This window comes from Vibrio superstes (genome assembly GCF_003569005.1).
Taxonomy (GTDB): domain Bacteria; phylum Pseudomonadota; class Gammaproteobacteria; order Enterobacterales; family Vibrionaceae; genus Vibrio; species Vibrio superstes.
In genome coordinates this window covers 1,434,277-1,447,202 of record NZ_BCUR01000001.1, presented here as the reverse complement: position 1 = coordinate 1,447,202, position 12,926 = coordinate 1,434,277, and the positions used below count along the sequence as shown (strand labels likewise).

The window sequence follows — 12,926 nt, the reverse complement described above, 5'->3', positions numbered from 1 at the left end:
ACGTATTACTTTGTTACCCATGCTGCGCCTCACCGCACAATGAAAGGCTACACATCCTTTCGTCACCCAAAATTGGTGACCATTTAAGACCAGTTTCAGCTGGCTTTTGTATATAACTCAGGTGGTAGAAAAATGTCGCTTTTTGCGTTGGTGGAGAATTCAGACCGCCGAATACATGTTCAGGTTGCTAGACAGATTGCACGAAAGATTCTGTCTGGTGAGCTTAAAGAGAATCAAAAAATCCCGTGTGAAACGGAGCTTTGTGAGGCGTTTGGCGTTAGCCGTACCGCTCTGCGCGAGTCAACCAAGCTTTTATCCGCTAAAGGCCTTATCGAATCTAAGCCTAAGGTTGGGACTCGTATCTGCCCACGCAGTCAGTGGCACTTCCTAGATCCTCAATTCTTAGATTGGATTCAAGACTTAGAAGACAACAAACCTTTCCTAGCTCAGTTTCTGGGTTTACGTAAGGCGATTGAACCTGAAGCGTGCGCACTCGCTGCGACCAATGCTACAGCAGAGCAGCGTAAAGAATTATCAAAGTATTTCCAGCGCATGACCGTTGCAGCGAATGAATTTGACTATGAGAACTGGACGATTAACGATCATCTGTTCCACCAGACAGTATTCCTAGCTACTGGTAACCAGTTCTACGTGCCTTTTAGCAATATTTTGTCGACTATCTTCAAGCAATTTATCGACTATTCTGCTGTTGGCGGACGCTTCTGTTTAGAAGAACACAAAGCAATCTACGATGGCATCATGTCAGGTAACGCGACTCAAGCACGCGATGCGTCTCAAAGCCTACTCGACGATGAGAACCAAGCGTTAGCTAAAGCTTCATAAACTTTTCAGTTAGAAGCTATAAATATCAAACTAACGTTTTGATTATTGATTGTATCTGCAGCCAATGGCACCATTGTAGAAATTAAGTACTATTTAATTACCAGCGAATCAAGTCTTGCTTGATTCGCTTTTGTTCGTTAATACCAAGGTAATGCTGTGCCAGCTCAATCTTACGTTAGAAAAAACATCTCTATAGCTTGGCCATTGGCGTTGAATGCACTGTTGATGCAGTCAATGTTGATGATCGACACCTTTTTAGTATCGCCCTTAGGTGAGGTTTCCCTTGCCGCTATGGGTATCGCTAGCACCATCGTTGCCTTTATTATCGGTATTCAGATGGCTTTAGCCAATGGTACACAGCTAGTGCTTAGCCGCGCCGTTGGTTCTGGTGTTCAGGCATCTTTAGCTAAGGGGTTCTGGTCCGGAATGATCATTAACTTCTCGGTAGCGGCGCTCTTTCTAACCCTACTGCAGTTTTTTGATCACCAGCTTATCGAAGCACTGACCAACGACACCTCTTTGTATGAAGAGATTAACGACTACCTATCGGTTTCCCAGTACTTAGTACTGTTCAATGCTATCACTCAGGTAATCATTGCGCTTTTTAACAGCTTAGGTCGAACTAAAATCCCATTTAAAGGCTATCTCATAGAGATGCCCATTAATGCTTTTACCTCTTATTTCCTAATCTACGGCTTTGCCGGCTTTGAAGGCATGGGCGTTAAAGGAGCTGCGACAGGTACCCTAATCGCCATAGTGATTAGGATGGCTTACCTACTTACCTGTATGCACCTGTCAAACGAGGTCGACCTGCCATTTAAAAAGCATATTGATGGCATCAGGCACAGCATCAAAAATCATTTTGTCGAAATTTTTCCAGTTGCCGCTAACGTCACCATCTTGTCCATTGGTGCCACCGTTTACCAATTGCTTTACTCTCAGCTCAACATCAACGCGTATGTAGCCATCACACTAGTGATGCCTTGGCTTCGCTCAGGTACGCAATTTATCACTGCATGGGCACACTCTTCTGCAATATCCATCAGCCAAGCCATCGGCTCTAATAAGATGGACGATCTGGCGAAAAATGTGGATACCAGCATTGATATTGCCGTATGCATCTCGATTATCTGCGCGGTGTTCTTTGGTATTTTGAGTCTGTTCATTGCCGATATATACCCTAATCTCGACCCCGCCACTTACATAGCTCTAGCCACCATTGCACCGCTGTATATCTTCCTTCCTATCGTTCGAGGCTATAACACGGTGCATGGTCATGTGTTGCGTGCCCTTGGGAAGACTACCGCAGTGTTTAAAATCAACTTTACTGGTCAATGGGTTGTTTCAATCCCGTTATGTGCACTAATTATTATGGTGTTAGACGGTTCGATTTTCTGGGCATTTGCGATTCAACCCTTTGAAGAAATTGTAAAGGCGCTACCATTTAGGCATCTAGCTAGAAAATCACTAAAAGAGTTTAATGCCGAGAAAGCAAAAAAATTGATGTACGATTAGGATCTGACAGGGTGTGTTTATTGAGCCCAGTTTTTGACTCCCTTTACTCCTCACCAAATAAAAGCCCAACTGAAATTCAGCTGGGCTTAGTCTATAAAGCCATAGTTTTACTTAATCACTTGCTCACCGCTTGGGTAAGCGTGATCACCCATTGTTTTTCCATTTACGCTCTTTCCGTAAAAACCATCGTGATTATGATATTTGCCAGCGTTGGCTTTAACGTCGCCCTTAAAACGAGGATCCTGTGGTCTTTCATGACTATTCACAAAGGCAGCCACATCCCAGGCTTGTTGCTCTGTAAGCTGTATACTCTTGCCTAGAGGCATATTCTCATAAATGAAATAGGCGGCCGTGTTCACTCTGTGCATGCCTGCCCCCCAGTTATAAGAGCCCGCTCCCCACAATGGCGGTAGATATGAACGACCATCGGAACCCTTAATACCTTCTCCATTTTCGCCATGGCACACGGCGCAGTTTTCTGTATAAACGAGTTTGCCTCGAGTGAGATCAGGTTTCTGCTCGGGGTCAGCCAATTTAGGGTAACCTCGACCAGCTAATTTACTGCGTTCGTCTACTGGATAAAGGTCCACAATACTGTCAGGTAACTTAAACCCTTCACGTTTACCGCCTTGAAGAATTTCTTGATCAGACAGTTCAGGAACAGGTTGATCACCCATACCATGTTGATCCAAGATACCTCCCATGGCCAACCAATATGAATAGGCTGCGATCGCAACCAGTTCCTCGGAATTTTCATTGGGTGCTTTTCCGTTCATCGAGTAAGTAAAACAGCCCTGTATGCGCTCAGCATAGCTGTTTACCTTGTCATTTTTACTGCGATAAGCTGGGTAGGCCATGAAAGCGCCCCATAGAGGAGCCGCATTGGCTTTCATCCCTGCTTGCATATGACAATTCACGCAGTTTTGTTCGTTGCCTACGTATTTACCACGCATTTGCTGAGAATTCACAAATAACGAATAGCCCAGCTCGACTTTTTCACCGAATTCAGTGTCTGGAATAGTGTCTAGAGAACGTGGCTTGAGGTATTCAACAGAACTACTTTTTGATACCGCTGGAATTTCTGCCTGCTTATCCGGTAATTCACTGTCCGCAAACGCATAGGTAGAGACAATGGACAAAGTCAGCGTTTTTATTAATCGTTTCATGCCAACCCCTTAGTAACGGTATGATGCGAAGTATTCCGCGATATGCGTGATCTCTTCATCAGTAAGTTTTTTAGCGATAGTACTCATCACATTTAAGGGATCACCACTGCGCGTGCCATTCTTCCAAGCAAGCAACTGCGTCTTGGTATAGTCCGCATGCTGGCTGGCTAAGCGGGGGAATTTTTCTACTCCCATACCGCTGGATCCATGACAAGTTGCGCACGCAGGAATGTCTCTATCCCAATCACCCTGATAAACCAATTTACGATATGGACTGTCCATCTTAGCGCTTGCACCACGTTGCTCTAATTGATCAAAGGTAAAAGTAGGGAGTGTTGAAAAATACTCAGCGGCCTCTCGTCTAACCTTAGGATCGGAAAGTTGATCCGCCATAGGCTTCATTAGTGCATTTTGCCGCGCACCAGACGAATAAAGGATTAACTGGCTCTCTAGATAATCAGCGTTGAGTCCCGCTAACATAGGGGCAACATTCGGTAAACCCTTGCCGTCAGCACCATGACAAGCCTCGCAGACTTTTACGTTTTGCGAGGCATAGGAAGAAAAAGAGAGGATTGCAATAGAAGTACTTATGCCCAAGATCCTTAGCTGCAACATAACATTCCTTATCTGTTTATTTTTTAGCCTAGGAGAAACCTGCAATTGTTTCCACACTAATACAACTATGAATATAAGGAATTAGAGAGGTCAGAGTCTGACCTCGAGTATGTAGTCAACTTATAGGACGCTACCGTTAAGCTAACTGCTCGTGCGGCGCTTTACGACTGCGGTATAAATGACCGCCGGCAAGCAATATAAGACTGCCAATGATGATGAATACGGCTTTGTCGGCATAAGAGTCAAACCACAAACCGATAAAGACAATCAGAGCCCCCAGCAGTTGACTCATCAACCCCAAGTACTTTCCTTGACGACGATCCACCTCGGCTTCTTCTGCTTTATCTATAGGTGTGACTAGATTGCTTAGCATCCCGTTATACTGCTCTGCACGTTGGCCATGCCGCTCTTTATAAAATAAACGGGTACTCATGAAGAAACCGCCTGTAATGACGATTTGAGCAACCAGGGCGCAAACCACAGTCAAGTCTACATACTCTCGGTGGGTAAAAGACTCAGCATTGAACAGTGACAACAGCCAGTTTACTTCAAAGATGAAATGCATAAATGCAGACACGACTAAACCGACGACGATCGTTGCCCAGCCAGACCAATCAGGTGTGCGTAAAACGACTAATGCCAATAAAGACGGTATGGATAATGGCATCTGCAGTAACGCGCCAAATAACATCATAAGATCAAAGAAGCTGTATTCACGAACAGAAGCAAACAGTAATGCCGCGCCGACTGACAAGAGTCCAGACACTAAAGTGGCTATCTTGCCCATCTTCATCTGCTGACGCTCAGTCGCATTCACATTAATCACTGACTGATACACGTTACGAACAAAGACACCTGCATTTCGGTTCAATGCCGTAGTCATAGGTGCTACGGTCGCCGCGATCATCGCCGCTAACACTAGCCCTAAAATGCCTTTGGGCATGTAATAATCGATATAAAACAGGTACGCCGCATTGTTTGCACTACTGCCTAGATTTGGATAGTAAGACTGTAGATCAACCCCCATACCAGCGGTTACCCATGGCGGAATAAACCACATCACAGGGCCTACCACGAATAAAACCCCGGCTACCAATGCAGCTTTCTTTGCCTCTTTTTCATTGGTGGTCACCAGGAATCGGTAACAGGTGAGTACATTGTTGGTGTTGATGGTTTGCTTACTCATAATGATAACAACCCACACCGCACAGATTTGCCAGTATTGAATGCCCTCTCCGACTAAAAAGTTCCCAGGAAAGGCCTCGACTACATTGACTGGTCCGCCACTGCTATAGAGAGCAAAGGCACCCACCGTCATAGTGATGGATACCAATAAAATAAGCTGAATCACATTGGTAGCAGATACCGTCCATGAGCCTCCGCTCACTGCGACAAAGGTAACCAGAGCGCCAACGATCATAATGGTGACGTACAAATCGATACCAAAGACCGCGGCCACAAATATGGCCAAGCCATTTAGCCAAATAGCTGCCGAAAGGATGCCTAGAGGGAAACTCAACCAGGTATAAAATTGCTCGGATACCTTACCAAAGCGAAGCTTAATCACTTCCATTGGCGTATCGACGCGAAGCTTGCGATAGCGTTCAGCAAAATAAAACGCCGCAACAAAGAAGCCTAAAGCGTTTCCCCAAAACAAAAACAGTACCGTCAACCCATCTTCATACGCCTTCGCAGCCGCACCAGTAAAGGTCCATGCTGAGAATTGTGTCATGAAGGCTGTCGCACCCGCCATCCACCACATCATTGCCCCACCACCACGAATAAAGCCTGAAGAGTTTTTAGCAAAGCGTTTAAAAACAAGTGCGGCAAAAATTACGAATACAAAGTACGCAAGTACTATGGTGAGGTCTAACGACTCCATGGGGCTCCTAGGTAACTATCGATTATTGGATAATATTTTTGAAATGATGGTCCATATTTTAACTAGAATTACCTATGTGTTTTGTTGCGTATCGCCAACTTCTTTACTTTCCACACTATCTAGACGGGTTAATATGCAACAAAATATTTCATAACTACCTACATAATACGCATAAAAAAAAGGATGTAAGCCAAGAGGCCTACATCCGTTATTGTTTATTATGCCAACCTAGTTCAATTGGCGACTCAAATCATTAGATTTGAGCGAAAGAACCAGTCCAAGTGAACTCGCCAACTGTGTGCTCAGATTGTTGAGCATCTTCAGCACGGTTAGAGATACCGAAGTGGTAAGTGTTACCAGAGGTAGTTTGAATACGAACTACAGTACCGTCAGCGGTGTCAGCAACAACGTTTACAGACTCAACTAGGCCACGAGCATTTACAGATTGCTCGAACTCTTCGTTGAAGTAACCGTGAGTTTCTAGAACAGAAGCAAACACATGGTCTTTACCAGACTGACGCATGATCATTGCTGGTTCGCTGCGTAGGTTAAAGTCATGGTCGTTTGCACCTAGACGAGCAAAAATCACTTCGCTGTCTGCTGCTTGTGCGCTAGTTACTAGTGAGTAGTAGCTGTTGTTAACAAGCCAGCTAACCAGAGAGCTGCCTTCAACCTTGCCAGAACCTAGGTTCCATAGGTGTTGATAACCATCAGACTCACCAACAGGACTTAGAGTCGCGTTAGTTTTGTATTCAAAATCAGTACGGATGATTTGACCAGTGTAGTGTACAGGTAGGTCGTACTGGTGCTCTTCTTCAGACTGGATGCGGTAAACATCAATCACTAGAGGCTTTTCAAATTCTTCAAGCTCAGCAAGGATGATGCTGCGCTGCATATCGATGCCTTCGTAGTAGCCAGAGATGCGACCACTCATGCCTTGTAGCTTGTCATTGTCAATGTTGAAGAAGTGCTTCTCACCAAACTTAGACTCAGCTAGCGCTGTGTTGAAGTTGTTCTGAGTTTTCTGATCAACAGTCACTGTGTTGTGAGCAACAGTTTGCTTACAGTAAGACTTGTTCTCAGGAATGTAGCGACCGCCAAACTTAGGTTCAACGTTTACCCAACGGCCGTAACCGTAGTCGTGCAGTACTTCGATACCACGGTTGAATACACTTAGGTGCAGACCGTCGTAGTGACCGTGATCCAGTGCAGAGTGGTATTGGTGATCACTGCCGTGCTGACCAAACCAGATAAGCGCCATAGTGTCGTCATCTTGCGCGTCACGGTGACGTAGGATACCTAGACCGCCTTTCTCACCTTGAGGGCCATCTGTGATGTATAGGCTACCCCAGTTAAATGGCTTGATTTCATCAGCCGCTTCAACGGCATTAGATAGAGTCAGACCAGAAGTATGAACCCATACATTTTGCTGGTGATTAGCCATTGCTAGTAAGGTTTCAGCTTGCTCGTAGCGTTGGAAACAAACGCTAGTTGCCATCACAACGCCTTCATCATTAATAGAAATCGTCTTAGATGAATCGTTACATGCTGGTAGAGAACCGTCTGGGAACGCTGTCTTGAATACTGCGTAAGAGGTTGTCTTGATCACTGAGTCGTTGAACTCATAGATACCGATTTCAGGCTGACGACGCTCAATCGCTTCTGCGAACAGGTAGATCGGGCGTAGAGAGAAACGGTGGTAGTAAGGACCTTCCATGTAGTAGCCATCTGGCGAGAACAGTTGGTCAAGCTGAGCTAGGAAACCGCCGCTTACTTTGTCCATTTTCAGGCCGTAAAGTGCTTTATCTACTGACTCTTGGTCGTTGATTGCGTAACCACAGATACCTACTGCTGCTACAGCCCAAAGACCGTGGTTATGAACGATGTCGAAGTCGTGGCCGTAAGTCACAACAAACAGGTCGATCATTTGCTTGAACAGGTCGTTTTCGATCAGTGCTTTTTGCTCGTCAGAAAGCGTGTGGAAGATGCATGAGTATGCACAAGACGCGTAAAGCATCCACATGTTTTCATTAAGCGTTTGGTGGAAGATCTTACCTGGAGGGTTAGTATCTTTACTCACGTTGCTTTCAAGCGTTGGGTATACCTTCGCGTAAGCCGTCAGCATGTCAGCGATGTAGTCACGGTATTTTGTTTCTTCCGTGATTAGGAACAAACGGCCCGCTAGATCCATGTGGATGTAGTTTTGCTTGTGACGGTTGTGCTCGTAGCCACCACCTTCACCGTGTCCTGGTACTTCAATGCCTACTTCAGCCATGTACGCGTCGGTTTGTTTAATGTCGCGCGCTAATGCTTTACCTAATAGGCTATCCTTGCCAAGTTCTTTACGGAGTTCAGCTGCTTCTTCAAAGTTAAGCAGCAATGGTTGGTAGCTCATTAAATCGTCTCCTGAGATTGGGTTTTAACTTCCACTGAATAGTGTCCTGTCCAGTTGAAGGTCTTATCATTAATTATAATTTGATTAACTGTACTTTCGGTGACATCCGCTTGATTAGAAACAAGCATAGTCACGATAGAATCTTGTGTGGTGATCTCGATAGCAGATCCTGTCTCGTTGTGAGCAAGCACGCGAATGTCCTGAACTCGGCCACGAGCATTCACTGATTGCTCAAACTCTTCGTTGAAATAACCGTGCGTTTCAACAACGGAAGCAAATAGAGTGGATTCACCACGGCTACGTAGAATGAATGAAGGCTCGCTGCGTAGGTTGAAGCTAGGGTCATTAGCGCCAGAGCGTGTGAAGATCACTTCACCATTGCTGTTAGAGCTAGTACCAAGCCAAGTGTGGTAGCTGTTATCTTGTAACCAGCTCACTAGAGCTGTCTCATTTGCTTCGCCAGCAGCCACCTTCCACAGGTGCTGATAACCATGATCATTACCTAGGGTTTCCAGCTCTGTGTATGCTTCATACTCGAAGTTAGTACGAATAATCTGTCCGTTGTACTGATGAGAGTAATCATATTGATGCTCACCCTCACCCACTACGCGATACAAATCGATTAGAAGCGGCGCTTCTAGTTCATCTAGATTAAGTAGGAATACGCTACGTTGCTGAGCAAAACCATCATGGTGATCGTTAGCAAATGCACTCATACCCTTCAGGTTATCGTCGTTTACTTGGAAGAAATGCGGTAAACCATGAACTGAATCTGCGCGGTCTACATCAAAGTAGTTCTGACAGGTTTCATCAATGGTAACGCTATTGTGCGCAATGGTTTGACGAGCGTATGACGGGTTTTCAGGAAGGTAACGACCGCCAAACTTAGGCTCAACGTTAATCCAACGAGCAAAACCGTATTCGCGAAGTACTTCATGACCGCGATTGAATAACGTAATGCCTAATGTGTCGAAGTGGCCGTGACCCATACCGTGTTGACCGTAGTTCATCACTAGCTGAGTAACATCGCCATTTTTGTCCTGCATACGAACAAAGCCTTGTGCGCCTTTGTCTCCATCAGGGCCTTCGTTTAGTTCTACACTTGGCCAAAATGGCATGCCGATAGTGCGTTCTGCTGATGCTTCTTCATAGGCGCGAGACACTTTAAGACCACAAGGATGCATCCAAACACCGTCTTGAATCTTCGCCATACCCAAAATGTTGTCGTCTAGTGAGTAGTGCGCGCCGTAAATGCTTACAGCAACCTGCACACCCATATCCGCAATGCTCATGCTTTGAGACGCATCGTTCATTGCAGGGAATACACCGTTTGGATACGCCGATGCCAATAGAGCTTGTACTGTATTGCCCACTACGCCATTTTTGTAGTTGTAGATATCCACTTCTGGCATATGGCGATGAATAATCTCAGCCAGCAACACCAATGGGCGAATCGTAAAGCGTGAGTAGTAAGGACCTTCTAGGTAGTAGCCAGATGGAGCAAACAGATTAGACACTTGCTCTAGGAAGCCACTTGATACGTCACGGTCTTTACCGTACACCGCCATTTCTAGGTATTCTGGTTTACCAATCGCTACGGCACATGCGCCAACAGCGGCAACAGCCCAAACACCGTGGTTGTGAATGTGGTCAAAGCGATGTGAGTATTTATCAATACTCATCTCAATCATAGGGATAAAGATGCGATCGATGATGCGCTGACGCTGCGCCTCAGTCATAGTTGATGCAACGCAAGAGTACGCGATGCTGGAGAATAGCAACCAACCATGTTCGTTGAGGATCTGGTGGAAAATACGACCCGTTGGGTTAGTATTCTTCTGTACTTGGAAACCGAGCTCTAGGTACTTGTCTGCATACTCTTCAAGCAATGCAGTCACGAAGTCAGCGTATTTCTGTTCTTCAGTGATGAGGAAAAGACGACCTGCAATGTTCATGTAGGTGTAGTTATCTTTGTGGCGGTTGTGCTCATAGCTCCCGCCATCACCGTGACCCGGTACCTCTAGTGGTAGGCTCATGAAACGCTCAAGTTGTGCAACGTTCTTAGCGATGGTCTTGCCCATCAGGGTGTCACGGCCAACTTCCTTGCGAAGTTCATTGATCTCTTCGCCAGTCAGCAATATAGGTTGTGTCGTCATTTTGTAGTTCTTCCTCTACGAACGAGAATTATTGTAAACCCACATAAAGTAATACAATATTAACTTTAATCCTATGTGGCGGTCAAAAAAGAATGAATGCTGTCACATAAACAATTTCAAAAAATAACGCTTTGTTACCTATACTTCCATTTCTCTCTATCGTTTGCATATTGTAGGTAAACAAACTTGCTTACAGTTGACCTATGTCACACAACTATAAACTTATTGTATGACAATTAAAAATAATCCATTATTATATGCATAGTTAAAGTTAATTTTTTAGTTTGTAAAAACTCAAAACCATTAAGGAACCTCATCATGAATCCATTTTTCGTTTCAAAAGAACAACCTTGGGAAGATCTAGGCGAAGGTCTTAGCCGTCAAATCGTTGGTTACACTGACGAGCTAATGGGCGTTCGTGTTCGTTTTGAAAAAGGCGCTATCGGCCACCCTCACGCGCACGAAATTCATGACCAAATCGGTTACGTTATCTGTGGTAGCTTTGAAGCTGAGATCGAAGGCGAGAAGAAAATCCTTGTTGCTGGCGACGCTTACATTGCTCCTAAGCACTTTGTACACGGCGCTGTAGCTCTAGAAGAAGGCAGTGAGCTTCTAGACTTGTTCTCTCCAGCACGTGAAGATTTCCTTAAGTAATCTTTAAAGCACATTTAAGCTTAGGTAAGCATATGAAACCATTAAACATTGCGATCATTGGCGAGTGCATGGTAGAACTTCAGCAGAAAGGTGAACTTCTAAAGCAAGCATTCGGTGGTGATACTCTAAACACAGCTCTGTACCTATCTCGTTTGACTCACAAACACGGTATCAAAACTAGCTACGTGACTGCATTGGGTCAAGACCCATTCAGTGCTGACATGCTAGCGAAGTGGGAATCAGAGAACATCGATACAAGCCTAATTGCTCGTCTTTCAAACAAGCAACCTGGCCTTTACTACATCGAAACTGATGACACGGGCGAGCGTAGCTTCCACTACTGGCGCAACGATGCAGCAGCTAAGTTCATGTTTGACCAAGCTGAATCAGCGTCACTGGTTGAAACACTAAGTGGTTATGATGCTGTTTACCTAAGCGGTATCACTCTAGCTATTTTGACTGAAAATGGCCGCAACGAGTTGTTCAAGTTCCTAGAGAACTTCGAAGGTAAAGTATTCTTCGATAACAACTACCGTCCAAAACTATGGGCTAGCCAAGAAGAAGCTCAGAAATGGTACCTGAAAATGCTTAGCCATACAGATACTGCACTTCTGACTTTTGACGATGAGCAAGACCTTTACGGTGACGAAAACGTTGAGCAATGTATCGAGCGTACAACTAAAGCTGGCGTTAAAGAGCTTGTTATCAAGCGTGGCGGTAAAGAGTGTCTAGTCGTTGAAGGCGAAAGCGCTAACTACGTTTCAGCTAACCAGATCGATAACATTGTTGATACTACTGCAGCGGGTGACTCTTTCAGCGCAGGTTTCCTAGCAAAACGCCTATGTGGCGGTACAGCTATCGAATCAGCAGCGAGTGGCCACGCGGTAGCGGGTACAGTAATTCAGTACGCGGGTGCTATCATCCCAGCTGAAGCAATGCCTGAACTGTCTTTATAATTGCTTCTGAATCTTCAGAATCAAACAAAATTTAACGGAAATAACATGACAACTCTAAACGATAAACTAGCTAGCCTAAAAGTTATCCCAGTAATCGCTATCAACCGCGTTGAAGATGCAATTCCTCTAGGTCGTGCTCTAGTTGAAAACGGCATGCCTTGTGCTGAAATCACTCTACGTACTGAGTGTGCAGTTGAAGCTATCCGCGTTATGCGTAAAGAATTCCCAGAAATGCTAATCGGTTCTGGTACTGTTCTAACTAACGAGCAAGTAGATGCTTCTATCGATGCTGGTGTTGACTTCATCGTTAGCCCTGGTTTCAACCCTCGTACAGTTCAGTACTGCCTAGACAAAGGCGTTGCAATCGTACCTGGCGTTAACAGCCCAAGCCTAGTTGAACAAGCAATGGAAATGGGTCTACGTACTCTTAAATTCTTCCCAGCTGAACCATCAGGTGGCGTTCCAATGCTTAAAGCACTAACTGCTGTTTACCCTGTAAACTTCATGCCTACTGGCGGTGTTAGCCTTAAGAACGTTGACGAGTACCTAAACATCCCTGCAGTTCTTGCATGTGGTGGTACTTGGATGGTTCCTACTAAGCTAATGGACGAAGGCAAGTGGGACGAGCTAGGTGAACTAGTTCGCGACGCAGTAGCTCACGTTAGCTAATATTGCTTTGCAATTATTTTGAAAAAGCGAGCCTAGGCTCGCTTTTTTTGTGTCTGGAATATATACGTTCTCTCC

Annotated in this window: 10 protein-coding genes; 5 read left to right on the top strand and 5 right to left on the bottom strand. The window is 45.1% G+C overall.

What is annotated here, in order from left to right; genetic code table 11:
• Nucleotides 1-132 precede the first annotated feature (132 nt).
• Nucleotides 133-843 carry a FadR/GntR family transcriptional regulator gene (locus tag D5I41_RS06235; protein ID WP_119009029.1) on the top strand — a complete coding sequence of 237 codons (711 nt, stop codon included), beginning with the start codon at nucleotides 133-135 and terminating at the stop codon, nucleotides 841-843.
• 225 nt (nucleotides 844-1,068) lie between these two features.
• Nucleotides 1,069-2,358, top strand: a complete 1,290-nt coding sequence (locus tag D5I41_RS06230; RefSeq protein WP_235868892.1) for an MATE family efflux transporter — start codon at nucleotides 1,069-1,071, stop codon at nucleotides 2,356-2,358.
• Between the two features lie 107 nt (nucleotides 2,359-2,465).
• On the opposite strand, the gene D5I41_RS06225 is transcribed toward D5I41_RS06230, so the two are convergent.
• The 5 genes from D5I41_RS06225 to D5I41_RS06205 all read right to left on the bottom strand — a co-directional run bounded on the left by D5I41_RS06225 (nucleotide 2,466) and on the right by D5I41_RS06205 (nucleotide 10,572).
• Nucleotides 2,466-3,524 (bottom strand): c-type cytochrome, encoded by a 1,059-nt coding sequence (locus D5I41_RS06225; RefSeq protein ID WP_119009027.1) that lies wholly within the window; start codon nucleotides 3,522-3,524, stop codon nucleotides 2,466-2,468.
• Between the two features lie 9 nt (nucleotides 3,525-3,533).
• Entirely contained in the window at nucleotides 3,534-4,139 is a 606-nt protein-coding gene (locus D5I41_RS06220; RefSeq protein ID WP_119009026.1) for a c-type cytochrome, read from the bottom strand.
• 136 nt (nucleotides 4,140-4,275) lie between these two features.
• Nucleotides 4,276-6,021 (bottom strand): sodium:solute symporter family transporter, encoded by a 1,746-nt coding sequence (locus D5I41_RS06215; protein WP_119009025.1) that lies wholly within the window; start codon nucleotides 6,019-6,021, stop codon nucleotides 4,276-4,278.
• Between the two features lie 253 nt (nucleotides 6,022-6,274).
• Complete coding sequence (locus tag D5I41_RS06210; RefSeq protein ID WP_119009024.1) at nucleotides 6,275-8,416, bottom strand: heparinase II/III domain-containing protein; 2,142 nt, start codon at nucleotides 8,414-8,416, stop codon at nucleotides 6,275-6,277.
• Complete coding sequence (locus D5I41_RS06205; protein WP_119009023.1) at nucleotides 8,416-10,572, bottom strand: heparinase II/III domain-containing protein; 2,157 nt, start codon at nucleotides 10,570-10,572, stop codon at nucleotides 8,416-8,418. Before D5I41_RS06205 ends, D5I41_RS06210 begins: the two co-directional genes overlap by 1 nt.
• A gap of 318 nt (nucleotides 10,573-10,890) precedes the next feature.
• Between D5I41_RS06205 and D5I41_RS06200 the strand changes: the two genes are divergently transcribed.
• From D5I41_RS06200 to D5I41_RS06190, 3 genes are read left to right on the top strand one after another with little or no spacing between them, the layout of a single operon-like run.
• Complete coding sequence (locus tag D5I41_RS06200) at nucleotides 10,891-11,226, top strand: cupin domain-containing protein (RefSeq protein WP_119009022.1); 336 nt, start codon at nucleotides 10,891-10,893, stop codon at nucleotides 11,224-11,226.
• 32 nt (nucleotides 11,227-11,258) lie between these two features.
• On the top strand, nucleotides 11,259-12,182 hold the full coding sequence (gene kdgK / locus D5I41_RS06195; RefSeq protein WP_119009021.1) for a 2-dehydro-3-deoxygluconokinase: 924 nt from the start codon (nucleotides 11,259-11,261) through the stop codon (nucleotides 12,180-12,182).
• A 45-nt stretch (nucleotides 12,183-12,227) separates the two neighbouring features.
• On the top strand, nucleotides 12,228-12,851 hold the full coding sequence (locus D5I41_RS06190; RefSeq protein WP_119009020.1) for a bifunctional 4-hydroxy-2-oxoglutarate aldolase/2-dehydro-3-deoxy-phosphogluconate aldolase: 624 nt from the start codon (nucleotides 12,228-12,230) through the stop codon (nucleotides 12,849-12,851).
• Nucleotides 12,852-12,926: the final 75 nt, after the last annotated feature.

Coding starts and splice junctions, on each gene's coding strand:
- D5I41_RS06235 (WP_119009029.1), top strand. CDS start 133: ATGTCGCTTTTTGCGTTGGTGGAGAATTCAGACCGCCGAATACATGTT.
- D5I41_RS06230 (WP_235868892.1), top strand. CDS start 1,069: ATGCAGTCAATGTTGATGATCGACACCTTTTTAGTATCGCCCTTAGGT.
- D5I41_RS06225 (WP_119009027.1), bottom strand. CDS start 3,524: ATGAAACGATTAATAAAAACGCTGACTTTGTCCATTGTCTCTACCTAT.
- D5I41_RS06220 (WP_119009026.1), bottom strand. CDS start 4,139: ATGTTGCAGCTAAGGATCTTGGGCATAAGTACTTCTATTGCAATCCTC.
- D5I41_RS06215 (WP_119009025.1), bottom strand. CDS start 6,021: ATGGAGTCGTTAGACCTCACCATAGTACTTGCGTACTTTGTATTCGTA.
- D5I41_RS06210 (WP_119009024.1), bottom strand. CDS start 8,416: ATGAGCTACCAACCATTGCTGCTTAACTTTGAAGAAGCAGCTGAACTC.
- D5I41_RS06205 (WP_119009023.1), bottom strand. CDS start 10,572: ATGACGACACAACCTATATTGCTGACTGGCGAAGAGATCAATGAACTT.
- D5I41_RS06200 (WP_119009022.1), top strand. CDS start 10,891: ATGAATCCATTTTTCGTTTCAAAAGAACAACCTTGGGAAGATCTAGGC.
- kdgK (WP_119009021.1), top strand. CDS start 11,259: ATGAAACCATTAAACATTGCGATCATTGGCGAGTGCATGGTAGAACTT.
- D5I41_RS06190 (WP_119009020.1), top strand. CDS start 12,228: ATGACAACTCTAAACGATAAACTAGCTAGCCTAAAAGTTATCCCAGTA.